Source organism: Sphingomonas rhamnosi, assembly GCF_036663615.1.
Lineage (GTDB): Bacteria > Pseudomonadota > Alphaproteobacteria > Sphingomonadales > Sphingomonadaceae > Sphingomonas.
In genome coordinates, this window is record NZ_JAXOJJ010000006.1 from 1 (window position 1) to 22687 (window position 22687).

Below are 22687 nucleotides of genomic sequence, written 5' to 3' on the forward strand. Positions count from 1 at the left end.
CGGCGACACCACCATTGCCGGCCTCCGGTTCCACTTCGCTCCACCTACGCCCGGCAATGGCGGCGGCGACAACAATGCACTAACTAACTGCCCGGACCACCCCGTGGGGGCTACTCAATCGAGTGCGGTGGGTTCGAGTCCATTGTCGACCCCGATCCGTCGCCAGCTCTCTGCGATCTCTTCTGCTTGCGCGCGCGATAGCGGATCGTAAACCTGGCGGTTCATGAGTTCGCGCAGCACGTCGCTGGCATGGTCGTCCATAGCCGTTTCTCCGTTTTCGCGAACTATCCGGGGCGGCCGACGGCGGTATAGGCAAACCCCATCTGCTCGATAGCCGCCCGATCGTACACGTTGCGCAGATCGACCAGAACGGGTGCGGCCATCAGGTCCTTGAGACGTTGCAGATCGAGCGCGCGAAACGCGTCCCACTCGGTCACCACGACGACCGCGTCGGCACCGTCTGCGGCTTCATAGGCGTCGCCGCAGCAGATCAGCTCGGGCATCATCGTCTTGGCCGCGGCCATGCCTTCGGGATCATAAGCGCGGACGATTACCCCGGCATCCGCCAGCGCCGTCGCGATCGCGATGCTGGGCGCGTCGCGCATGTCGTCGGTGTTGGGCTTGAACGTCAGGCCCAGCAACGCAACCGTCTTGCCGCGCGGTGCGGCGCCGAGTGCGTCGATCACCTTGCGGCCCATCGCGCGCTTGCGACTGTCGTTCACCTTCACCACCGCCTCGACGATGTGCACCGGCGTTCGATAATCCTCCGCCGTCTTCAGCAGGGCAAGGGTATCCTTCGGGAAGCACGAGCCGCCATAGCCTGGACCGGCGTGCAGGAACTTCTTGCCGATGCGGTTGTCGAGTCCGATCCCGCGCGCAACGTCCTGCACGTCCGCGCCCACTGCCTCGCAAAGGTCGGCGATTTCGTTGATGAAGGTGATCTTGGTCGCGAGGAACGCGTTGGCCGCATATTTGATCAGTTCGCTCGTCCGCCGCCCCGTGAACAGGATCGGGGATTCGCCAAGGTAGAGCGGTCGATACACGTCGCGCATCACCTGCTGCGCACGATCGTCGTCGGTGCCGACGACGATCCGATCGGGACGTTTGAAGTCGCCGATCGCCGCGCCTTCGCGGAGAAATTCGGGGTTCGACACCACGGCGATCTCGACCTCGGGCCTGATCTCGCGAAGGATCGCTTCCACACGGTCGCCGGTGCCGACGGGCACCGTCGATTTTGTCACCACTACCGTCGGCCCGGTGACGGCGGCTGCAACCTCGCGCGTGGCCGCGAAGACGTAGCTCAGGTCAGCGTGCCCGTCGCCGCGGCGCGACGGCGTTCCGACGGCGATAAAGATCGCATCGGCACCGGCAACCGCGCTTTTCAGGTCGGTCGTGAAATTGAGACGCCCGGCCGCGACGTTCGTCGCAACAAGTTGATCGAGTCCGGGCTCATAGATCGGCATCCGACCGGCGCGCAACGCGTCGATCTTGCCCTCGTCCTTGTCGACGCAAGTAACATCGTGGCCGAAGTCCGAAAAGCAGGCCCCCGATACCAAGCCGACATAGCCAGAACCAATCATCGTAATGCGCATAGGGCCTCCTCGACACGCTCTGCGCTATCCGAAGTAATCGACCGCGACGCAAGGGTGCTTGCGCGCGCGAGCCGATTTGCATCGTCATTGGAAGAAATTAGCGTCGGCGGAGCGGAACACGATGCCCGTCGCCATCCTGTCGGTCAGCGGGTTCTGTCAACACGGTCGAAACCGGTCCGAGGCAATCGTCATGTCGTGGGCGACCGCGATCGTCGCAAAGCTTGGACCACCGCTCTTGCTTGAATCGCGGCTATCACAAGGTCAGGAAAGCCGCCGATATGGCGGCGATGCACGCGCTGCGTGCGCTGGCAGCGGTCCGGGTATGATCGTCATTACACATATGATTCCGCCGCGCGCGAAGCGAAGCAGGAAGTGGGGCCGGTTGCCGAAGCACCGGCCCCGCCCGATTAGTTGCTGTCGCTGTTGTCGTCGTTGACGATGGCGATGACGCCGATCGCAGCGACGCCTGCGAGAATTGCGAGAGCGATACCGCCGCCAGCAGCCTTGTTCTTCGCCGTCGTTGCCGAACCGGCGCGAACCGACTTCGAGACGGACAGGTTTGCGGCGGGATTGGCAGCAGCAGCGCTGGCTGCGACGGGGCTGGCGATCATTGCCAGGCCGGCTGCGGCCATCGTGATGGTCTTGATGGTCATAGGACATTCCCTTTTTGTCGCGGATAGGTCACCCGCTGCAGCCGCTTACCCCGAAAACACATCAAATTACACCCGGAAGTGATAGCATGTGGTTCCCCGCCGTCGCTGGACCCGCCGCGCGTGCTGACGGTCGGTAGGTCCGCTTGCAGCGTGGTCGGGTTTGCAAAGCATTGGAATGACGTCACATCGGCGAAATCCGCAGAACGATGACGGTGCCGTGGCGCAGGTCGGCGAAGCGTGGAGATTGACGGGCGGGGATTGGGGGAACCTTAGAGTTGGGTTTCACCCGTGGGGGTGGTTGGACGCGGACGGTCGATGAGTTCGAGGCGGGTGTTGGGTGTGCCGATATCGACCCCGTCGGCGGCGAATCGCTGCAGGATCTGCATCAGCACGCCGCTGCGCGCCGGATAGGCGTCGCGCGGGCCGGCGACATGCGCCATCGCGTTGAAGCCGATCCGGCCGTCGGCGATCCCGTCGAGGAACACCACCGGAGCCGGATCGGTCAGGATCGCCTCGCTATCGGCAAACGCCTGCAGGACGATGTCGCGGACCGGGGCCGGATCGGTATTGAGCGGCACCGTGAACAGGATCTGCACGCGGCCGAGGGGGTTCGACAGCGTCTTGTTGAGCACCGTTTCGGTGATCAGTTTGGAATTCGGAACGATCAGCGTCGAATGATCGCCGAGCACGATCTCGGTCGAGCGCACGCTGATTCGCTTAACATCGCCCTCGTCGTTGCCGATGCGGATCAGGTCGCCGATCTTGACCGGACGTTCGGCGAGCAGGATCAGCCCCGAGACGAAATTCTGCGTGATCGCCTGCAGGCCGAATCCGATCCCGACCGACAGCGCCGACAGCAGAAGCGCGATCCGTTCCAGCCCGATGCCTAGCGCGGCGAGCCCCCACAGCACCGCGATCAGGATGCCGATATAGCGCGCGACCAGGCCGACCGAGTTGCGCGCGCTGTCATCGAGTTCGGTGGTCGGGAGGTAGCGCGTGTTGAGCCAGCCGAGGAAGCCGCGCGCGAGCGCGAGCCCGACGCCGAACACCGCCAGCGCGCGCAGGACCGCGCCGGGCGATATCGTCACCTGGCCGATTGTCAGACCATTGGACAATGTCGTGAGTTGCGAGAAGAACGACCCGAACCCGGCGCCGAACGGCGTGAGGATCGCGCCCAGACCGAACACCACGAGCACCAGCCTGACGATCCCCGAGAGCAGCACGCCGAACTGGTCGATCGCGCTGGGGCGGATGCCGACGCTTCGGCCGATCAAGATGCCGGGGCGGCTCGATGCGGCAAACAGGCTGGTCGCGACGTCGTCGGCGACGGTGAGCAGGATGTACAGTGCGCCGCTGACGATCGCCGGCCAGAAGATCACCGAGCGCATCAGCCATAGCGACAGCCCGATATAGCCGCCAAGGATCGCAATGGCGGCGCCGATCGTCGCGGCCGAGACGACGAGCACCACCAGAGCGATCGTCGGGTGCGCGAAGCCCCCCGCGGCATCGCCGCCTTCTGCCGCCAACGCAGCGCGCGCGGCGCGGCGTTTGCGCATGATCGTCACCAGCACGCCGATCGCCACCGCCAGCGTCAGGACCGCCTCTGCGGTATCGGCTGCGGTGTGCGCGGCGCGGCTGGCGCGGGCGGCGTCGTTGAGCGCCAGCAGCAACGGATCGACGAAGGCGAGCGCGGCCAGCCACCAGCTCCACGGGCGAAGCGCCGCCGCGAGTTCGTCGTCGATCGGCAGCAGGCGCCACGACGGCTGGTTGCGCAGCAGCAGCGCCCCGGCGAGCGCGGTGACGAACGCCGCGACGAACGTCGCCGGCACCAGCGTGTCGACAATCGGCGCCCAGCGCGGATCGACCATGCCCGCGGCGCGCAGCCCCCAGACGAACGCCACCGCGGCGATCCCCGGAGTCGCGGTGCCGATCACCAGGCGCCAGAGCGCGAACCCCGACCGCCGCACCCGGTGACCGGGGACATTGTCGATCGCATAGCGACGGCCGAGCGCGCGTAGCCACAGCCGGGCGGGCCCGAGGATCAGAATCGCGATCACCGTGCCGAGCAACGCGAGCCAGCCATGCGCGCGCGCGCCCGCAACCGCAGTGACAAAGCCGGTTTGCGATAGATGGCCGATCCGCACGGCGTCGCCCGGGATCGCGGCGGCAAGCGGTCCCCAGAAGCTAGGCGTCAGCACTGACGGCAGTTGTTGCGCCAGCCGCCGCCCGCGGCGCGCAGAGATCGTCGCGTCGAGCTCGTCCTCGATCTGAGTCGATTCGATCGCCAGCAACCGGCCGCGCTTGATCGCGGAATCGATCGTCGAACGCTGTTGTGCGAGCAGCCGGCGTTGCGCGGCGATATCGGGCGCCTCGGCCACGCCCGGGGTCACCGCACCGAGTTGCGCGACGCGGGCATCCACCAGCGTGATCTGCTCCTGAAGCGTATCCGCGCTGTCCGACGCGGTCCTGCGCGCCGCTGCCAACCGCGCCTTGAGCGCACGCTGACCGTCCTCGTCGAGCCGCGTGTCGAGCATCCGATCGGCGACCTGCACGTCCTTTGCGGCCTGGCCGAGCGCCGCGACCGCGGTGCCGACGGGATCGGTCTGCGCGGTCTGTGCGCTCGCGGGCTGGGCCAGGAGCAGGGAGAATAGCGCCAGCCAGATCAGCCGGACGCGCGTCATCGGTCGGTGCGTCATCGCCGGCCTCTATACACGCAGTTCGGCGAAATGCGGCCCCTTCCGACGGGACGGCAGCCACGGCGCCTTGCCGCCGCACAGATAGCCTGCGTCGGACGATCCCGCTATCCAGCGGCGATCGGGAGACCAGCATGGACGTGAACATGAACGTGAACATGGACGCGCGCGGAGACGGTACGGGTGGCGGCGGCGCGCGGATCGCGGGCCCCGAGGATCATGTCGTCATCGTCGGCGGCGGCTTTTCGGGCACGCTGCTCGCGATCAACCTGATGCGGCACGGCGGGCCGCGGGCGACGTTGATCGAACGGCGATCGCGGCAGCTGGCGCGGGGCGTCGCCTACAGCGCAGCGCATCCGAGCCATTTGCTCAACGTTCGTGCCGGCAACATGAGCGCGTTGCCCGACGATCCCGATCATTTCGTCCGCTGGCTGGGTGAACGCGGCGAAGGCGACCGCACCACGTTCGTCCCGCGCACCACCTATGGCCGCTATCTGCGCGCGATGCTCGATGCGACCATCGCACGCGCCGACGGCCGGCTGACGCTGGCCGAGGGAGAGGTCTGCGCGCTCGACTCCGGCAAGCGGATCACGCTGACGATGGCCGACGGTGCGCGAATCGTCGCGGACAGCGCGGTGCTGGCGTTGGGCAATCTGCCGCCGCACACGCCACCGGGCCTGTCCCCGGACACGCTGCCGCCGGGCGTGTACCGCGCCGATCCCTGGGCGTCGGACATCGGTGAGAACCTGCAGGCCAGCGACACCGTCGTCCTAGTCGGAACCGGGCTGACCGCGATAGACGCGGCGCTGCTGCTCGACGCACGCGGGTTTGCCGGCACGATCCTGTCGCTGTCGCGTCGCGGGCTCTCGCCGCGCCGCCATGTCGACGGGGCACCGGCGACGCGTGGCGTGACCGACAAACCGCAGGGCGGGCTGGCCGATTTGATCGTCCATGTCCGCGCGCGTGCCGCGGCGGTCGGCTGGCGTGCCGCAGTCGACGAGCTGCGGCCGGTGACGCAGATGATGTGGGGGGCAGCGTCGCAGACCGATCGCGCGCGGTTTCTGCGTCACCTGCGGCCCTATTGGGACGTCCATCGCCACCGCCTGGCACCGCGCGTCGCGGACCGCGTCGATGCGCTGGTCGCCGAGGGCCGCCTGCGGTTCGCGGCGGGCAAGCTGGTCGCGGCGGTGGGCCAGGGGGCGCAGGCCGATCTGCGCTGGCGTCCGCGCGGGGCCTGTGACCAGGTCGTCACCCGCGCGGCACGGATCGTCAACTGCACCGGTCCGCAGGGCGACCTGCTGCGCTCCGACGAACCGCTCGTGCAGCAGCTGCTGGCCACCGGCGCGATCCGTCCGGATCCGTTGCGGCTCGGGGTCGACGTCGATTCGCAGTCGCGCGCGATTCGAGCGGACGGCAAAGCCGACGATCGGCTGCTGTGCATCGGTCCGATGACTCGCGGTGGACTGTGGGAAGTCGTCGCGGTGCCCGATATCCGCCAGCAGAGCTGGGATCTCGCGCGCCGCCTGTCGAACGCGCAATGGGTGGGCGGCGAGGGGCTCTGATCAGGAACCGTGCGCGGTGCGGGTCGTTGGCCCGCTGAAAACCCAATAGCGGCCGCGCACGGCCGCCCCTCATCTATCGGAGCAAGACATGGCCAAAACGGCTTTGGTCGTCGGTGCAAGCGGCATCGTCGGCAGCGCGACCACCCAGGTTCTGCAGGCGGACGGCTGGACCGTACATGGTCTGGCGCGCCGCCCGGGCAATCAGGCGGGCGTCACGCCGGTCGTCGCCGACCTGCAGGATGCGGCCGGAACCGCGGCGGCGCTGCAGGGGCTGAAGCCCGACGCGGTGTTCATCACCACCTGGCTGCGCCAGGACAGCGAGGCGGAGAACATCCGCGTCAACGCGGCGATGGTCCGCAACCTGCTCGATGGTCTGCAGGGCAGCAATCCGCCGCGCCATGTCGCGCTGGTCACCGGGCTCAAACATTATCTCGGGCCGTTCGAAGCCTATGGGAAGGGCACGCTGCCACAGACTCCGTTCCGCGAAGAGCAGGGGCGGCTGGACGTCGAGAATTTCTATTACGCGCAGGAGGACGAGGTGTTCGCCGCCGCGGCGCGCGACGGCTTTTCGTGGAGCATTCACCGGCCGCACACGGTGATCGGCAAGGCGGTCGGTAATGCGATGAATATGGGCACCACGCTGGCCGTCTACGCCACCTTGTGCCGCGAGACCGGACGGCCGTTCGTGTTCCCGGGGTCGGCCGCGCAGTGGAACGGCCTGACCGACATGACCGACGCGCGTCAGCTGGCGCGGCACCTGGTGTGGGCGGCAACGACGCCGGCGGCGCGCAACGAGGCGTTCAACGTCGTCAACGGCGACGTGTTTCGCTGGAGTTGGATGTGGGGCCGGATCGCCGAATGGTTCGGGGTCGAGGCGGCGGAGTTCGACGGGACGGTGCGTCCGCTCGAAACCCAGATGGCGGATGATGCGGCCTTGTGGTCGACCATCGCCGCGCGCGAAGGGCTCGTCGAGGCCAATCTGTCGCGGCTGTCATCGCCCTGGCATACCGACGCCGATCTGGGGCGCCCGATCGAGGTCGTCACCGACATGTCGAAGAGCCGGCGGATGGGCTTCACCGCCTATCAGCCGACCGACGACGCGTTCTTCGACCTTTTCGCCGAGCTGCGCGCCGCGCGGCTGATACCGTAATGCCAATGGCCGTATCGGTCGGCGCCTTGCGTCAACCGATACGGCTAAAGGCTTACAGGGCAGCGAACACGCGCTGCCCTGTACGTCAGTTGCTGTCCGAGTTGTCGCCGCCGTCGATCGCGAGGTACAGACCGCCGCCGACCGCGACCGCTGCCGCTGCGATGATCAACATCCCAGTGCCGCCGGCCTTGCTCTTCTTGGCAGTCGGAGTTGCCGCGCGGACCGACTTGGCTACCGACAGGCTTGCTGCGGGATGCTCAGCCGCAGTAGCGGCAACAGGCATCGCCGCGAATGCGACTGCCGACAGGGCAAGAATGGTTTTACGCATGTATCATCTCCAGTAGCTGACAAAAATCGTCACCTAACCATCGGTAATACAAGTTGATACTTGCCGGGGCAATCAGGAAAGCGATTCTGTCCTAAATGCGCGCGGGTTTCGTCGGCGGAGCGCCGGCTTAGGACAGACCTCAGTATAGCGGAGGCATGCATCGGCATGCTGTACTCTCGCTGATCAGTCGCGGCGGCCTAGAATGTGATCGGCGAACCGGCAACGCGAGCGAGGGGAACGACGGCTCGTCGGAGTGCGGCCCGCGTATCAGCGATGACAGAAAGAATGGTCGGGAAGAGAGGATTCGAACCTCCGGCCCCTGCCTCCCGAAGACAGTGCTCTACCAGGCTGAGCTACTCCCCGACGGAGTCCGGAACAGGCGCCGACAGGCGGCACGTCCGTGCTTGGAGGCGCGGCTATAGCCAGAGCTTTGCCCCCACGCAAGCGTCAGTTCGAGGGAGCCAATTTGGTGTTGAGCACCCAGCCGACATTGTCGTTCTCGTCGGCGACCTCCCACCACAGCCCGGCCTTCGTCCCGGTCGGATAGACGATCGACCCGGCGGGCAGGGTCCGGATCACCTTCGCGGTCGCGACACTGCTCGCGCGCATCGCCACCGGGCCCATCGCGGTGAAGGTCTTGGTCGGCGCGGCCTCGGCGGTGCCGGCGCTGCCCGGCGTCACCAGGCCCAGCCCCGTCACCAGCTTCGAATAGGCCTGGATGAAGCTCAGCGTCACGATCCGGCCGATATCGGTGTTGTCATAGCCGCCGCCGACCGCGCCGCCGACCGCGAAGAATCCGCCGGCGCCGAACGCCAGGTTGTTCTTGGCGGCATAGCCTTCCTCGACCGCGAGCGTCTCGGTGGTGCGGACGTTGGTCAGCGACAGGACCGTGTTCGCCTCCATCTTCTTGCTCTTGATGCCGCCGAGCAGCCCGCCGACGCGTCCGCCGAGCAGCCCGCCGACCGCACCCGCCGCGCCGCTGCCGCTGACGTTGCTGTTGGCGCCCTGGATCTCGGCGACGAGGACATAGTCCGCCGCCTTGATCTGGCCCTGGCCGACGTTCGAGCGGCGTTGCAGGCCGAGCCCTTCGCCGATCGCGCGTTCGCGGCTGGCGGCGTTGAGCCCGGTCCCGCGGTCGACGAGGTTGAAGCAGCCCGACCGCTGGACGAGCGCGCGCAACACCTTCGACGGCGGCGCCAGGCTGTTCTGCGTCCAGGCATAGGGATCGTCGCCATCGGCGATCGACAGGGTGCCGAGCTTGCGCGTGCAGCGCGGCACGTCGTTGGCCGCCTGAACCTGCAACTGCTGGCCCTTGGAGGCGCGGGCCTGCGCGTTCGCCGCCGTCGGCAGCAACAGCATGGCGGCAAGCGTGACGGTAGCGACTCGAATCATGGAAATCCCCCCGGAAATGTTGATCCACGTTTACCGACCGATTGCAGTCGAGGAAAGCCGTTCGCCATGCGGCGCTTTGGCATTCGCGGCGCGCGATGCTAACGGCTGCGTCACCTCCTTTTCGCAAAGAACGATAACCAGTGACCACGCCGCTCGACCGCATCCGCAATTTCTCGATCATCGCGCATATCGACCATGGCAAGTCGACGCTCGCCGACCGTCTGATCCAGCAGACCGGAGGGCTGACCGAACGCGAGATGTCCGAGCAGGTGCTCGACAATATGGACATCGAGAAGGAACGCGGGATCACGATCAAGGCGCAGACCGTGCGCCTGGCCTACAAGGCCAAGGACGGGCTCGACTACGTCCTCAACCTGATGGACACGCCGGGCCATGTGGACTTCGCCTATGAGGTCTCGCGCAGCCTTGCCGCGTGCGAGGGCGCGTTGCTGGTGGTCGACGCGGCGCAGGGGGTCGAGGCGCAGACGCTCGCCAACGTCTATCAGTCGATCGAGCACGACCATGAGATCGTGCCGGTGATCAACAAGATCGACCTCCCCGCCGCCGAACCCGAAAAGGTGCGCAAGGAAATCGAGGACGTCATCGGCATCGACGCGTCGGAGGCGGTGCTGGCATCGGCCAAATCGGGGATCGGCATCGCCGACATCCTCGAGGCGATCGTGACGAAGATTCCGCCGCCCAAGGGCGACCCCGAAGCACCGCTCAAGGCGATGCTGGTCGACAGCTGGTACGACCCGTATCTCGGCGTCGTCATCCTCGTCCGCGTGATCGACGGCATCCTGAAGAAGGGCCAGCAGATCAAGTTCATGCAGACGGGGACGATGCACCTCGTCGACCGCGTCGGCTGTTTCCGCCCCAAGATCGAGCAGCTGACCGAGCTCGGTACCGGCGAGATGGGCTTCATCACCGCGCAGATCAAAGAAGTCGCCCAGACCCGCGTCGGCGACACCATCACCGACGCCAAGCGCCCCGCGCTCGAAGCCTTGCCGGGCTTCAAGGAAGTCCAGCCGGTGGTGTTCTGCGGGATGTTCCCGGTCGACGCCGCGGAGTTCGAGAAATTGCGCGAATCGATCTCGAAGCTTCGCCTGAACGACGCCAGCTTCTCGTTCGAGATGGAGACGTCCGCGGCGCTTGGCTTCGGCTTCCGTTGCGGGTTCCTCGGCCTGCTGCATCTGGAAATCATCCAGGAGCGGTTGACGCGTGAGTATGATCTGGACCTGATCACCACCGCGCCTTCCGTCGTATATGAGATCGAGCTGAGCCACCCCGATCCGGCGGGCACGACGCATATCGAGCTGCACAACCCCGCCGACATGCCCGAGCCGAACAAGATCGCGACGATCAGCGAGCCATGGATCGAGGCGACGATCTACGTCCCCGACGAATATCTCGGCAGCGTCCTCAAGCTCTGCCAGGACCGACGCGGCATCCAGAAGAACCTGACCTATGTCGGTGGCCGCGCGCAGGCGACCTACGAACTGCCGCTCAACGAAGTCGTGTTCGATTTCTACGACCGGCTGAAATCGATGTCGAAGGGCTATGCCAGCTTCGACTATCACCAGATCGGCTACCGCGAGGGCGACCTCGTCAAGATGGGCATCCTCGTCAACGAGGAACCCGTCGACGCGCTCAGCATGATCGTCCACCGCGGCACCGCCGAAGTCCGCGGCCGCGGCATGGTCGAGCGGCTAAAGGAGCTGATACCGCGGCATCTGTTCAAGATCCCGATCCAGGCGGCGATCGGCGGCAAGGTGATCGCGCGCGAGACGATCAGCGCGATGCGCAAGGACGTCACCGCCAAATGCTATGGCGGCGACGCGACCCGCAAGAAGAAGCTGCTCGAAAAGCAGAAGAAGGGGAAGGCGAAGATGCGCGAATACGGCAGCGTCAGCATCCCGCAGGAGGCATTCATCGCCGCGCTGCGGATGGGCGACGACTCCTAAGCTACGGCGTTATTCGTCGTCCTACCGAACGCTGGGGTGACCGAATGGGCTGAAGTTGCAACGACGTGAAGGATTTGTAAGGAGCGCGGCGCGTATTCTGGGTGGTAGTGACCGACCGGTCGATCGCGCGGAGTTCCATGTCCCAACGTCCTGTCTTCTTCGACGCCAGCGGTCGCCGACGCCGGCGCTTTGCCTTGGCCGTCGCCGCCTTCGTCGCGCTGTTCGTGCTCGCCGCGGTGGTGTTCGTCGTGTCGATCGGCGTGGTGCCCGCGGCGCCGCTGCTGCCGATCGAGCCCGAACACGCTGCGCTCCACCGACTACCCGCGCCGCGCGGCATCATCGGCCGCACGCGGCGTGACATCGATTATTACGCGAAGCGGTTGTTCGGCGTGCCCGTGAAACCCGGACAGACCGCGCGCGCCGGCAACCCGGCGCTCGCGATCGCTTTCCACGCGCCCTGGGATCAGTCGAGCGCCGCCAGCCTTGCGCGCCACGTCGAACAGCTGGACTGGCTGATCCCGGGCTGGATCTCGGTCACCGGCGCCGATCATCACATCACCGTGTTCCGCGACACCGCGGGCCGCGCGATCCTCAACAAGGCGGTGCATCGCCCGGTAATCCTGCCGATGGTGCAGAACGCGGTGAACGGCGATTGGGACGGGCCCGGCAGCGCCGCGATGTTCGCCGATCCGCGTGCGCGCGCCGCGTTTCTCGACCGGCTCGTGCCGTTCCTCGCCGCGAACCACGCAGGCGGCGCATTCTTCGATTTCGAAAATCTGCCCGCAAACGCGCAAGGCGATTACCGGCGGTTCCTCGCCGAAGCGAAGGCGCGGTTTGCGCCGCGCGGCTGGGTGGTCGCGATCGCCGCCCCGGTGGCCAATTCCGACTGGGACCTGCCGGCCTATGCGCGCGTCACCGACAAGATCTTCCTGATGGCGTACGACGAGCATGAGACCAGCGGGGCGGCGGGGCCGATCGCGTCGCAACGCTGGTTCGCGCGCACCGTGGCCGACGCCGCACGCGGCATCCCGCCTGCCAAGCTGGTCGTCGCGATCGGCTCCTACGCCTACGACTGGCACGACGGGTCGGGCGATGCGCTCGACGTCGAGGAGGCGTGGCAGAACGCCGCCGATTCGGGCACCGTCCCGACCTTCGACAAGACCAGCGGTAACAGCAGCTTCGCCTATTCGGAGGGCAGCAGCCGCCACCAGGTCTGGCTGCTCGACGCCGCGTCGGCGTACAATCAGATCGCGTTCCTCCAGAAGGCGGGGCTAGGCAGCGTCGCCTTGTGGCGGCTGGGGTCAGAGGATCCCGGCATCTGGTCCATCTTCGGTCGCGATCACCGGACCCTTCCCGTGCCCGACGCGATCGACGCAATGCCGGCGGGTACCAACGTCGACATCGAGGGAGCGGGCGAGATACTGAAGATCGCCGCTACCCCGGTTACCGGCATCCGCGACGCGGTGCCCGCCAAGGACGGCAGCATCGCCGACGTCACCTTCACGCGGATGCCGTCACCCTATGTCGTCGATCGGACGGGCTATCGCCCGCATCAGCTCGCGCTGACGTTCGACGACGGCCCCGACGCCGAATGGACCCCGCAGATCCTCGACGTCCTGAAGCGCGAGCACGCGCCCGCCACCTTCTTCATGATCGGCGAGAACGCGCTGACGCAGCGCGGGCTGCTGACGCGAATGGTGGCGGAGGGGCATGAGATCGGCAGCCATACCTATACGCATCCCAACCTGGCGACCGTTTCGCCGCGCCAGGTGAAATACGAACTGAACACCACGCAGCGGCTGTTCCAGGCGTTCACCGGCCGCTCGCTACGGCTGTTCCGCGCACCCTATTTCGGCGATGCCGAGCCATCGACCGCGGACGAAATCGTGCCTGCGCTGGAGGCGCAGAAGCGCGGGTACATCTCGGTCGGTCTCCACGTCGATCCCGACGATTGGAAGCGGCCCGGCGTACAGGCGATCGTCGACCGCACCATCGCCGGGGTCCAGGCGGGCAACCCAGACCGCAGCGGCAACGTCATCCTGCTCCACGACGCCGGCGGCAACCGCGCGCAGACCGTCGCCGCGCTACCGATCATCATCGAACGACTGCGCGCGATGGGCTACAGCTTCGTGCCGGTCTCGACGCTTGCCGGCCTGTCGCGCGACGCCGCGATGCCGGTGATCTCCTCGAGCGACCGCGTCGCGGCGATGGCGGATCTCGCGCTGTTCAGCACGCTCGGCGGGTTCGTCGTTGCGCTGCGCTGGATCTTCGGGATCGCGATCACGATCGGCATCCTGCGCGCGCTGGCGTTGTCGGCGCTGGCGCTGATCCAGGCACGCCGCGAATTGAAGACGGTGTTCCCCCCGATCGACCAGGATCGTTTCGTTACCGTCATGATCCCCGCGTTCAACGAGGAACGCGTCATCGTCCGCGCGGTCCACGGCGTGCTCGCCTCGACCGAGGTCCGGATCGAGGTGATCGTCATCGACGACGGCTCCAGCGACGGCACCAGCCGCGTGGTGACCGAAGCCTTCGCCGCCGACCCGCGCGTCCGCCTGCTGACCCTCCAGAACGGCGGCAAGGCGCGCGCGCTCAACCGCGGGCTGGAGGAGGCGAAGGGCGAGATCGTCATCGCGCTCGACGCCGACACGCAGTTCGAACCAACCACGATCGCACGCCTCGCGCGCTGGTTCGACGATCCGACGCTCGGTGCGGTCGCGGGCAACGCGAAGGTCGGCAACCGCGTCAACCTCGTCACCAAATGGCAGGCACTTGAATATATCACCGCCCAGAATCTCGAACGCCGCGCGCTCCACCGCTTGAACGCGATGACTGTGGTGCCGGGCGCGGTGGGCGCGTGGCGGTTGTCGGCGATCCGGCAGGTCGGCGGCTATCCCGACGACACGCTCGCCGAGGACCAGGACCTGACGATCGCGATCCAGCGCGCCGGCTGGGTGGTCAAATACGACCAGTTCGCGATCGCCTGGACCGAGGCGCCGGAAAACCTCCGCGCGCTCGCCAAGCAGCGGTTCCGCTGGGCCTATGGCACGTTGCAATGCCTGTACAAGCATCGATCGGCGATCTTCGGCTCGCATCCGAAGGGGCTCGGCTGGGTCGGCCTGCCGCAGGCGATCCTGTTCCAGATCGTGCTCGCCTCGATCTCGCCGATCATCGATCTGGCGCTGCTGGTCAGTTTCCTTTTCACCTATCTGGCGGTGCGCGCGCATGGCTGGGAACAGACCAGCCACGACGTCTATACGATGCTCGCCTATTGGCTGATCTTCACCGCGATCGACTTGCTGGCCGCGACCATCGCATTCGCGCTGGAGCGCAAGGAACGGTGGCGGCTGCTCTGGCTGCTGATCCCGCAGCGGATCGGCTATCGCCAGGTGATGTACTATGTCGTGCTCAAGGCGATCGCGCAGGCGCTGCGCGGGCCGCTGGTGGGGTGGGGGAAGCTGGCGCGGACGGGTCGGGTGACGGCCGCCTGAGAAAACGCTGTCCTACAGACGCGCAATTTGCCAGCGTCGGACTCATGCCCGTCCCGTCATCCCAGCGAAGGCTGGGATCTCATGAGGCAGGCGCGGAACAGGAGCCGCGAGAGACCCCAGCCTTCGCTGGGGTGACGACCCAGGGTTGAGGATGGCGCGACGACATTGCCGGTTCTAGCGGCATCGAAAAACACCCTCTCGGGTGTGACTTTTGTGACTTTCCACGATCGCCGCGCGCCACCCGCTAGCCTTCCGCGTTCGGCCTATATACCGCGGGACACCGCCAGACCGATCGAGACCATCGATGAAGTTCCTCCCCTACGCGCTCCTGTCCCTTTCTCTACCAACTGCCGCCACCGCGCAGCAGGCGCCGTTGGTCCTCGCCGCCGCCTCGCTGCAGGAATCGATGACCGCCGCCGCTGATGTCTGGGCGAAGAAGGGGCACCCCAAACCCGTCATATCGTTCGCCGCCTCGTCCGCGCTCGCGCGCCAGGTCGAGGCCGGCGCGCCTGCCGACCTGTTCGTCTCAGCGGACGAAGACTGGATGAACGCGCTCGCCAAGAAGACCCTGATCGTCGCCAGCACGCGCGTCACCTTCATCGGCAACCGGCTGGTCGTCGCGGCGCCTGCGGGGAGCACGGTCCGCATCCCGGTTCGACCGCCCGCCGCGCTCGCCAAGGTGCTGACCGCCGGGCCGCTCGCAATGGCCGACACCCCCGTGCCGGCGGGCCAATACGGCGAGCAGGCGCTCGAACGGCTCGGCGTCTGGGCGCAGGTGAAGCCCAAGGTCGTCCGCGCGGAGAACGTCCGCGCGACGCTGGCGCTGGTCGAACGCGGCGCCGCCCCGCTCGGCATCGTCTACGCGACCGATGCCAAGGCCTCGGCCAAGGTTCGCATCGCGGGCGTCTTCCCGGCTAGTTCGCACCCCCCGATCACCTATCCGATCGCGCGCCTGAAGACATCGATCAACCCGCAAGGCGAAGCGTTCCGCCGCTTCCTCGTCTCGCGCGAAGGCAAGGCGATCTTCGTGCGCTACGGTTTCAGCGCGCGGTGAGATGCTGAGCGCTGCCGAATGGGCGATCGTGGCGCTGTCGCTCAAGGTCGGCGGCGTGGCGATTGCGGTCACCCTGCCGATCGCGTTCGCGCTCGCCTGGCTGCTCGCGCGTGTCCGGTTCCCGGGCAAGATTCTGGTCGACGCGGTGATCCATCTGCCGCTGGTGGTGCCGCCGGTGGTGACGGGGTGGATCCTGCTGCTCGCCTTTGCCCCCAACGGACCCGTCGGCGGGTGGCTCGGCGGGTTCGGAATCACCGTGTTGTTCCGCTGGACCGGCGCGGCGATCGCTGCGGGGGTGATGGCGCTGCCGCTGATGGTCCGCGCTATGCGGCTGTCGATCGAGGCGGTCGACCGCAGGCTCGAACAGGCGGCGCGGACGCTCGGCGCGGGCAGGGCACGGGTGTTCTGGACGATCACGCTGCCGCTCAGCATCCCGGGCGTACTCGCGGGCGCGGTGCTCGGTTTCGCGCGCTCGATCGGCGAGTTTGGCGCAACGATCACCTTCGTCTCGAACGTGCCGGGCCAGACGCAGACGCTGCCGCTCGCGATCTATTCGGCGCTGCAACAGCCGGGCGGCGACGCGATGGTCTGGCGGCTGTCGGCGATCTCGGTCGCGCTGTCCCTGGTCGCGCTGGTCGCGTCCGAACTGCTCACTCGCCGCGCGGGAAGGGGGCTCCATGCCCTTTGACATCGCCGTCACCAAGCGGCTCGGCGACGCCGATATCGCGTTGACCGCACGGGTCGGGGAGGGGGCAACGGTGTTGTTCGGCCCCTCGGGGGTCGGCAAGACGAGCGTGCTCAACATGGTTGCCGGACTCCTCCGCCCCGATCGCGGACATATCGTCGTCGATGGCGAGACGCTGTTCGGCGACGGCATCGACCTGCCCCCGGAGCGTCGCCGGGCGGGGTATGTGTTCCAGACCGGGCGTCTCTTCCCGCACATGCGCGTCCGCGCGAACCTGCTCTACGGCGTGCGGGGGCAGCCGTCGTTCGAGGACAGGCTTGCGTTTCTTGGCATTGCGCATCTGCTCGATCGCTGGCCGCGGTCGCTGTCGGGCGGGGAAGCGCAACGCGTTGCGATCGGCCGCGCGCTGCTCAGCAACCCGCGCTTCCTGCTGCTCGACGAACCGCTGTCGTCGCTCGACCGGCCGCGGCGGGACGAGGTGATGCGGGCGATCGAGCATGTCCGCGACGTGGTGAAGCTGCCGATCCTGATGGTGACACACGACCCCGAGGAGGCCGAGCGGATCGGGACGCAGATCGTGCGGATGTAACCCTTCGTCATCCCGGGCTTGTCCCGGGATCCAGGGTAACGGAGCGCGACGTGCGTAACTCTGAATCCCGGGACAAGCCCGGGATGACGATCAGACCAGCTCGAACGCCTGCTTCTCGCCGTCGACCGAACTCGCCGCGACCCACAGGTCGAACATCCCCGGCTCGATCACCCAGCCGTCGTCACCCCAGAACCGAAGGTCGTCGCGCGTCAGCGTGAAGCGCACTGGCTTGGTCTCGCCCGGCTTCAGCGAGACGCGCGCGAACCCTTTGAGTTCGCGCATCGGCCGGGTCCGGCTGGCGACGCGATCGTGGATGTAGAGCTGCACCACCGTATCGCCGCTGCGCGTGCCGGTGTTGGTCACGCTCGCCGAGACCTCCAGCCGATCCGTCATCCGTGCCGGCACCGTGACCGCGGCGATGCGGAAGCTGGTGTAGCTCAGCCCATGGCCGAACGGGTACAGCGCCGCATTCTTGGTCTCGCGGTAGCGCGACTTGTACTCCTGCGATCCGGTATCGGGCGCGGGACGGCCGGTATTCTTGTGGTTGTAGAAATACGGCTCCTGTCCGCTTTCGTTCGGGAAGCTCGCGGACAGTTTGGCGGACGGATTGACGTCGCCGAACAGCACGTCGGCGATCGCGTTGCCGCTCTCCGACCCGAGGAACCACGTCGCCAGGATCGCCGGCGCGTTCTTGACCGCGCCGTGCAGCGCGAGTGCGCGGCCATGGCGCAGCAGCACGACGACGGGCTTCCCGGTCGCGGCGACCGCTTCGGCCAGGGCCATCTGCGGTGCGGGGACGGTGATCTCGGTCCGCGACTGCGCCTCGCCCGACATCAGCTGCGATTCGCCGACCGCGAGCAGCACGATGTCGGCGGCTTGGGCGGCCGCGACCGCCGCCTCGATCCCGCCGGGTAGGGGGGCCTCGATACCCGACCCCGCCACCGCGTTGACGGTCAGCCCGCGTGTGCGAAGCCCCTGTGCGATCGAGACGTTGAGCTTCTCGTCCGCCATGAACGCCCAGGTGCCGACGACGTTCTGCCGGTCCTCGCCGAACGGCCCGATCAGTGCCACGCGGCCGGGGTTCTTCTTGAGCGGCAACAGATCGCCGTCGTTCTTCAGCAAGACGACCGACCGCGCGCCCGACTCGCGGCTGAGCTTCAACATCGCCGGGGTGGACACGCTGCTGCGCTCCGCCGATTTGCTGACCGATCGATAGGGGTTGGCGAACAGGCCGATCGCGTCTTTCAGCAGGAGCACGCGGCGCACCGCCTCGTCGAGCCGCGCCATCGGCACCTCGCCCTTGGCGACCAGGTCGGGCAGCCACAGATTGAACAGGTTGGACTGCATCGCCATGTCCATCCCCGCCATGAACGCCTTCTTGGCGGCGTCGCGGCCATCGGCAGCATAGCCATGCGCGATCAGCTCCTCGTCGGCGGTATAGTCGCCGACGACCATGCCCTTGAACCGCCACTGGCCGCGCAGCAGGTCGGTCATCAGCCAGTGATTGCCGCTCGACGGCACGCCGTCGATATCGTTGAACGCGCTCATCAGCGTCGCGACGCCGGCGTCGACGCACGCCTTGAACGGCGCCAGATGCACCTCGTTCAGCGTCGCCGGCGAAATCTCGGTGAAGTTGTAATCCTGCCCGCCCGAGACCGCGCCATAGGCGGCAAAATGCTTGGCGCAGGCGGCGACGCGGGTCGGATCGCGCAGGTCGTCGCCCTGAAACCCCTTCACGCGCGCCTTGGCGAGCGCGATGCCCAGATAGGGGTCCTCGCCCGATCCTTCCGCGACGCGGCCCCAGCGCTGGTCGCGCGCGACGTCGACCATCGGCGCGAAGGTCCAGTGGATGCCGAGCGCGGTGCTTTCCAGCGCGGCGGCGCGCGCGGTGCGCATTGCCAGATCGGGGTCGAACGCGCACGCCTCGGCGATGGGCAACGGATAGGCGGTGCGCAGGCCATGGATCACATCGCCGCCGAAGATCAGCGGGATCTTCAGCCGCGTCGCCATTGCCGCATCCTGCGCCGCCTTCGCGCCCGCATAGCCGACGCCGTTGAACAGCATCCCGATCGCGCCGGTCTTGATCCGCGCGAGCTGTTCGGTGGCGCCGCCGTTGGCGAGACCGGGGTTGAACGGCACCCCGATCGGCCGGATCTGGTCGGAGAAGCAGCTGAGCTGCCCGGCCTTCTCGGCTGGCGTCATCCGCGCGATCAGCGTTTCGACGCGGTCGCTCTGCGCCAGTGCGGGGCCACCGAGCGAGAGACCCGCGATGGTCGCGCCCGCCTTGAGGACCTGGCGGCGATCCGCGCGGTGTTCGAGATGCGACATATCATGCTCCTGCGGTCTTCGTCGCGGTGGACGCCCGCACCGTATCCGCGGAGAGCGCCGTCGCACGTTCTGGATGCCGCGCGTTGGCGCGGCGTGACGCAGGGGCCGACCGTGGTTCGGTCGGCCCCTGCGTCTTAGGACCTATTCCAGGTCGCCTTCGTCGATCGTGATCAACGCGGCGCTCGGCTTGGCGGTTGCGGCCTCGGCGCAGATGTCGACAATCTCGTCGCTGAACCGTTCGAACAGCTCGAGCGCATCGTCCTCGGGCTCGTCGCCGCTCAGTTCCTTCAGAACCGCGTATTTGACGGCGAAATCACGGTCTTCGCCGTCGATCTCCCCGGTGAATTCGACCTGCTTCTGGCGGTCGTTGTCGGTGAGGCTGGCTTGGTCGATGTCGAGGCGGCTGGGCATGTCGGGAACTCCTGGAAATGGTGCTCGGCCTCCTGCCCGTGGGCGCACGGTCGCGCAAGCGCCGATGAGAGGCTGATCCAGATCAGGCGGTGTTTGGTGGGCCCGGCAGGACTCGAACCCGCAACCTAGCCGTTATGAGCGGCCAGCTCTAACCATTGAGCTACAGGCCCCACCTGCGGTCGGCGTTAGCGCACCGACCCGCAAAGAAAAAGGGCGCCCCCGCGAGGGAGCGCCCTTTCGACATGCAATTCGTACCGGGTGCGGACACCCAGAACACGAATTACTGCATGTTGTCGGCCTTCTCGTCCGCAGCGTCGCGAACGTTGTCAGCACCGGCGTTCATGTTGTCGGCAGCGTTCTCGAGAACGTCCGAAGCAACGGTGTTCGACGAGTTGTCGGCCATCGCGTCCATGTTGTCGGCCTGCATTTCCATGTTGTCCGCCAGCATGTCCGCGTTGTTCTCAACAGCGGCAGCTTCAGGCGACTTGTTGCAGGCTGCGACGGACATCAGGCCGGCGGCAGCAGCGATCAGAACGATCTTCTTCATTCGAATGCTCCCAAGCATAGTTCACTTCGCGGCCGACCCGATTGCCGTCGCGAAGCGCCGCAAATAGCGAACGACCCGCCCCGGTCAATCCGCTAAATTTCGCATTGCGACGGTCCGAAGACCGGATCGATCCCTCCACTGGTCAGTTTTTCGGGGCGATCGGTCCGATTTCCTCGGGCGCATTTGCCACCGTGGCGAGCATCGCGGTCCATGCCGCGACGTTCTGTTTCAGCTGCGCGGGATCGATCCGGTCCAGCGTGTCCTCGGGCGTATGGTGCCAGTCGAAATAGCGCTGGCCGGACTGGTTCAGATCCACGCCCGCCACGCCGGTCGCGATGATCGGCCCGACATCGGTGCCGCCGTGCGGCACGTCGGCGCCGCGAATGATTCCCAGCGGCGCCAGCGCCACCGCCAGCCGGTCGACCACCGGCTTGGCGGAGTCGGGCAGGCTGCTCTCGAACCGCCAGACGTTGTCCGCGCCGAAATCGGATTCGGCCGCAGTCGCATGGCGCTCGCCGGCATGTGCCTTGGCATAGGCCGCGCCGCCAAAGCCGCCGCTCTCCTCGTCGCCGAACCAGACGACGCGGATCGTGCGGCGCAGCGTGCCGGGCGCGTCCATCACGATCTTGGCGGCGGCCGCGGTGATCGCCACGCCAGCGCCATCGTCGATCGCACCGGTGCCGAGATCCCAGCTGTCGAGATGCCCGCCGACCAGCACGATCCCCGCCTTGGGATCGGTACCCGGCACTTCGGCGACCACGTTGCCCGATTCGCGCATGCCGACCTGGCGGCTTTCGAGCACGAGGCGCAGCGTCACCGGTTTGCCGAGCTTGACCAGCCGCTCGAGATGCTCGGCGTCAGCCACCGACACCGCAGCGGCGGGGATCGGCGTGACGCCGGGGTCGAAATTGGTGTTGCCCGCATGCGGCCCGCGGCCATGATCGGTGCCGATCGACCGGATCACGATCGCCGCCGCGCCTTTCTTGGCCGCGACGTTGGGACCGACGAAGCGCGCAGTCCCTTGCGATCCGTAACTCGACCCGTCCTGCGTCGGCTGCATCGCGTTCGACACGAACGCGATCTTGCCCTTGAGGCTGCCCTCGGGCGCAAGCGCCAGATCGTTATAGGTCGCGAAATACACGATCGGCAGCGTCAGCCCGCCCGCGGGAGTCGCGCCGGAATTGCCCAGGCCGACGACGTGCAGCGGCAGGGTGTAGGGCGCGATCAGCGTCGCGCTCTCGGTGCCGCGCGACCAGATCGGCAACTGGTACGGTTCGATCCGGACGTTCTTGAACCCCATCGCCTTCAGCTTCGCGACCGACCAGGCGCGTGCCCGCGGCGCCGCCTCGGTGCCCGTCATCCGCGGGCCGACTTCGGTCGTAAGCCCCTCGACGATCTCATAGGCGGTATCGTCGCTCAACGCCTTGTCGCGCAGCATCGCCACTTTCGGATCGCCGGCGGTCGCCGGGGCGGCGGTGCGCTGTGCGAGGGCAGGGGCGGGGGCGGCAAGGAGAGCCGTGGACAGCATTAGTAAGGGCAGCTTGGTCAAATCGAGATCCTCAGTTGGTCGGGTCTACGGCGTGGATACCGAGCGATCGCGCGGCGCGCAGTTGCTGATGATCGGTGGTAACAAGCGTGCACGCAAGCCGTTGCGCAAGCGCGACGGGAATGGCGTCGGGCAATCTCAGCGCGAGATCGTATCGCGCTACGAACCCGGTCGCCACCGCGATATCGTCGGAGCAAATCTCGATCCTACGCCACCGCATCGAAACTTGGCTTGCGACGGCGAGCACTCGATCCCCGGCCGACCGCACAATCCAATGTGACCGGATCCTGAGTCCAACGGCCGACACGAACTCGCCCCAACCGAAATCGCAGACCACGGGATCGGGCGCTGCGTCGCGAATCCAGTCTTTCACCGCCGCGAAACCGGGATCTTGCAAGACGATCATGGCGAACGCGCTGGTCGAAATACGCCGTCAAAGATCGTCGGCCTCGCGCATTTCGCGGATCAGTGCGGCGGCATCCGGTTCGCGCCAGGATATCGTCGCGCGCAATGCGCGAAGCTGTTCGAGATCGATCGATCGGCGCGGCTCGGGCTCGACGGAAACCGCAGGTGCCACCACCACCCGCGCCACGACTGCACCATCGCGCGTGATCGTCACATCCTCGCCGCCCTCGGCCGCCGCGACCATCGCCGCCAGTCGTGTGTCGTCGCCCGTCAGTTCGTACCGCTCCATCGCAGTCG

The 22687-nt window shown here is 67.0% G+C and carries 19 protein-coding genes, 2 tRNA genes and 1 pseudogene; 8 read left to right on the plus strand and 14 right to left on the minus strand.

The annotated features are described in order from the left end of the window. A pseudogene (locus tag U1701_RS13335) lies at positions 1-83 on the plus strand (integrase catalytic subunit); the annotation flags it as partial. Positions 84-114: 31 nt separating this feature from the next. Here the strand turns inward: U1701_RS13335 and U1701_RS13340 are convergent. The 4 genes from U1701_RS13340 to U1701_RS13355 form a co-directional block, all read right to left on the minus strand. Next, positions 115-261 (minus strand): hypothetical protein, encoded by a 147-nt coding sequence (locus U1701_RS13340; RefSeq protein WP_332783064.1) that lies wholly within the window; start codon positions 259-261, stop codon positions 115-117. 23 nt (positions 262-284) lie between these two features. After that, positions 285-1592 carry a UDP-glucose dehydrogenase family protein gene (locus U1701_RS13345; RefSeq protein WP_332783065.1) on the minus strand — a complete coding sequence of 436 codons (1308 nt, stop codon included), beginning with the start codon at positions 1590-1592 and terminating at the stop codon, positions 285-287. A gap of 407 nt (positions 1593-1999) precedes the next feature. Then, positions 2000-2245, minus strand: a complete 246-nt coding sequence (locus U1701_RS13350; RefSeq protein ID WP_332783066.1) for a hypothetical protein — start codon at positions 2243-2245, stop codon at positions 2000-2002. Between the two features lie 269 nt (positions 2246-2514). Beyond that, the gene (locus U1701_RS13355) at positions 2515-4941 is read right to left on the minus strand and encodes a DUF3772 domain-containing protein (RefSeq protein WP_332783067.1); all 2427 of its coding nucleotides are present in this window, start codon (positions 4939-4941) and stop codon (positions 2515-2517) included. A 155-nt stretch (positions 4942-5096) separates the two neighbouring features. Here U1701_RS13355 and U1701_RS13360 point away from each other — a divergent pair, with 155 nt between their 5' ends. Then, complete coding sequence (locus U1701_RS13360; RefSeq protein ID WP_332783274.1) at positions 5097-6500, plus strand: FAD/NAD(P)-binding protein; 1404 nt, start codon at positions 5097-5099, stop codon at positions 6498-6500. Between the two features lie 88 nt (positions 6501-6588). Continuing rightward, a complete protein-coding gene (locus tag U1701_RS13365; protein ID WP_332783068.1) occupies positions 6589-7650 on the plus strand; it encodes an SDR family oxidoreductase in 1062 nt (353 codons plus the stop codon). Between the two features lie 85 nt (positions 7651-7735). On the opposite strand, the gene U1701_RS13370 is transcribed toward U1701_RS13365, so the two are convergent. The 3 genes from U1701_RS13370 to U1701_RS13380 form a co-directional block, all read right to left on the minus strand. Next, positions 7736-7978, minus strand: coding sequence for a hypothetical protein (locus U1701_RS13370; protein ID WP_332783069.1), 243 nt, complete (start codon positions 7976-7978; stop codon positions 7736-7738). 286 nt (positions 7979-8264) lie between these two features. Then, a tRNA-Pro gene (locus tag U1701_RS13375) sits at positions 8265-8341 on the minus strand. Between the two features lie 84 nt (positions 8342-8425). Next, a complete protein-coding gene (locus U1701_RS13380; protein WP_332783070.1) occupies positions 8426-9370 on the minus strand; it encodes a CsgG/HfaB family protein in 945 nt (314 codons plus the stop codon). A 140-nt stretch (positions 9371-9510) separates the two neighbouring features. Between U1701_RS13380 and lepA the strand changes: the two genes are divergently transcribed. The 5 genes from lepA to U1701_RS13405 all read left to right on the plus strand — a co-directional run bounded on the left by lepA (position 9511) and on the right by U1701_RS13405 (position 17153). Further along, positions 9511-11334, plus strand: coding sequence for a translation elongation factor 4 (lepA, locus tag U1701_RS13385; protein ID WP_332783071.1), 1824 nt, complete (start codon positions 9511-9513; stop codon positions 11332-11334). 137 nt (positions 11335-11471) lie between these two features. Then, positions 11472-14825: a polysaccharide deacetylase family protein gene (locus U1701_RS13390; protein ID WP_332783072.1), complete on the plus strand. Its 3354-nt coding sequence runs from the start codon at positions 11472-11474 to the stop codon at positions 14823-14825. A 304-nt stretch (positions 14826-15129) separates the two neighbouring features. Next, positions 15130-15879 carry a molybdate ABC transporter substrate-binding protein gene (modA, locus tag U1701_RS13395; RefSeq protein WP_332783073.1) on the plus strand — a complete coding sequence of 250 codons (750 nt, stop codon included), beginning with the start codon at positions 15130-15132 and terminating at the stop codon, positions 15877-15879. Between the two features lies 1 nt (position 15880). After that, positions 15881-16567 (plus strand): molybdate ABC transporter permease subunit, encoded by a 687-nt coding sequence (gene modB / locus U1701_RS13400; protein ID WP_332783074.1) that lies wholly within the window; start codon positions 15881-15883, stop codon positions 16565-16567. Next, the gene (locus U1701_RS13405; RefSeq protein WP_332783075.1) at positions 16557-17153 is read left to right on the plus strand and encodes an ATP-binding cassette domain-containing protein; all 597 of its coding nucleotides are present in this window, start codon (positions 16557-16559) and stop codon (positions 17151-17153) included. The genes modB and U1701_RS13405 overlap by 11 nt, the downstream gene beginning before the upstream one ends. A 90-nt stretch (positions 17154-17243) precedes the next feature. On the opposite strand, the gene U1701_RS13410 is transcribed toward U1701_RS13405, so the two are convergent. The 7 genes from U1701_RS13410 to U1701_RS13440 all read right to left on the minus strand — a co-directional run bounded on the left by U1701_RS13410 (position 17244) and on the right by U1701_RS13440 (position 22679). Continuing rightward, the gene (locus U1701_RS13410; protein ID WP_332783076.1) at positions 17244-19481 is read right to left on the minus strand and encodes a glycoside hydrolase family 3 N-terminal domain-containing protein; all 2238 of its coding nucleotides are present in this window, start codon (positions 19479-19481) and stop codon (positions 17244-17246) included. A gap of 141 nt (positions 19482-19622) precedes the next feature. Then, positions 19623-19892, minus strand: coding sequence for a DUF1488 family protein (locus U1701_RS13415; RefSeq protein ID WP_332783077.1), 270 nt, complete (start codon positions 19890-19892; stop codon positions 19623-19625). 94 nt (positions 19893-19986) lie between these two features. Next, positions 19987-20062 (minus strand) — tRNA-Ile (locus U1701_RS13420). Positions 20063-20172: 110 nt separating this feature from the next. After that, positions 20173-20439 carry a hypothetical protein gene (locus tag U1701_RS13425; protein ID WP_332783078.1) on the minus strand — a complete coding sequence of 89 codons (267 nt, stop codon included), beginning with the start codon at positions 20437-20439 and terminating at the stop codon, positions 20173-20175. Positions 20440-20581: 142 nt separating this feature from the next. Next, the gene (locus U1701_RS13430) at positions 20582-21988 is read right to left on the minus strand and encodes a M20/M25/M40 family metallo-hydrolase (protein WP_332783079.1); all 1407 of its coding nucleotides are present in this window, start codon (positions 21986-21988) and stop codon (positions 20582-20584) included. A 10-nt stretch (positions 21989-21998) separates the two neighbouring features. Then, positions 21999-22412 carry a type II toxin-antitoxin system VapC family toxin gene (locus tag U1701_RS13435; protein WP_332783275.1) on the minus strand — a complete coding sequence of 138 codons (414 nt, stop codon included), beginning with the start codon at positions 22410-22412 and terminating at the stop codon, positions 21999-22001. A 6-nt stretch (positions 22413-22418) separates the two neighbouring features. Next, positions 22419-22679 (minus strand): hypothetical protein, encoded by a 261-nt coding sequence (locus U1701_RS13440; RefSeq protein ID WP_332783080.1) that lies wholly within the window; start codon positions 22677-22679, stop codon positions 22419-22421. Positions 22680-22687 lie beyond the last annotated feature (8 nt).

Bases quoted from the DNA above. Each gene is read 5' to 3' on its own strand.
- U1701_RS13355 (WP_332783067.1), bottom strand. From the start codon at position 4,941: ATGACGCACCGACCGATGACGCGCGTCCGGCTGATCTGGCTGGCGCTA.
- U1701_RS13365 (WP_332783068.1), top strand. From the start codon at position 6,589: ATGGCCAAAACGGCTTTGGTCGTCGGTGCAAGCGGCATCGTCGGCAGC.
- U1701_RS13350 (WP_332783066.1), bottom strand. From the start codon at position 2,245: ATGACCATCAAGACCATCACGATGGCCGCAGCCGGCCTGGCAATGATC.
- U1701_RS13390 (WP_332783072.1), top strand. From the start codon at position 11,472: ATGTCCCAACGTCCTGTCTTCTTCGACGCCAGCGGTCGCCGACGCCGG.
- U1701_RS13370 (WP_332783069.1), bottom strand. From the start codon at position 7,978: ATGCGTAAAACCATTCTTGCCCTGTCGGCAGTCGCATTCGCGGCGATG.
- U1701_RS13345 (WP_332783065.1), bottom strand. From the start codon at position 1,592: ATGCGCATTACGATGATTGGTTCTGGCTATGTCGGCTTGGTATCGGGG.
- U1701_RS13360 (WP_332783274.1), top strand. From the start codon at position 5,097: ATGGACGCGCGCGGAGACGGTACGGGTGGCGGCGGCGCGCGGATCGCG.
- U1701_RS13405 (WP_332783075.1), top strand. From the start codon at position 16,557: ATGCCCTTTGACATCGCCGTCACCAAGCGGCTCGGCGACGCCGATATC.
- U1701_RS13415 (WP_332783077.1), bottom strand. From the start codon at position 19,892: ATGCCCAGCCGCCTCGACATCGACCAAGCCAGCCTCACCGACAACGAC.
- modA (WP_332783073.1), top strand. From the start codon at position 15,130: ATGAAGTTCCTCCCCTACGCGCTCCTGTCCCTTTCTCTACCAACTGCC.
- U1701_RS13425 (WP_332783078.1), bottom strand. From the start codon at position 20,439: ATGAAGAAGATCGTTCTGATCGCTGCTGCCGCCGGCCTGATGTCCGTC.
- U1701_RS13380 (WP_332783070.1), bottom strand. From the start codon at position 9,370: ATGATTCGAGTCGCTACCGTCACGCTTGCCGCCATGCTGTTGCTGCCG.
- U1701_RS13410 (WP_332783076.1), bottom strand. From the start codon at position 19,481: ATGTCGCATCTCGAACACCGCGCGGATCGCCGCCAGGTCCTCAAGGCG.
- U1701_RS13340 (WP_332783064.1), bottom strand. From the start codon at position 261: ATGGACGACCATGCCAGCGACGTGCTGCGCGAACTCATGAACCGCCAG.
- modB (WP_332783074.1), top strand. From the start codon at position 15,881: ATGCTGAGCGCTGCCGAATGGGCGATCGTGGCGCTGTCGCTCAAGGTC.
- U1701_RS13440 (WP_332783080.1), bottom strand. From the start codon at position 22,679: ATGGAGCGGTACGAACTGACGGGCGACGACACACGACTGGCGGCGATG.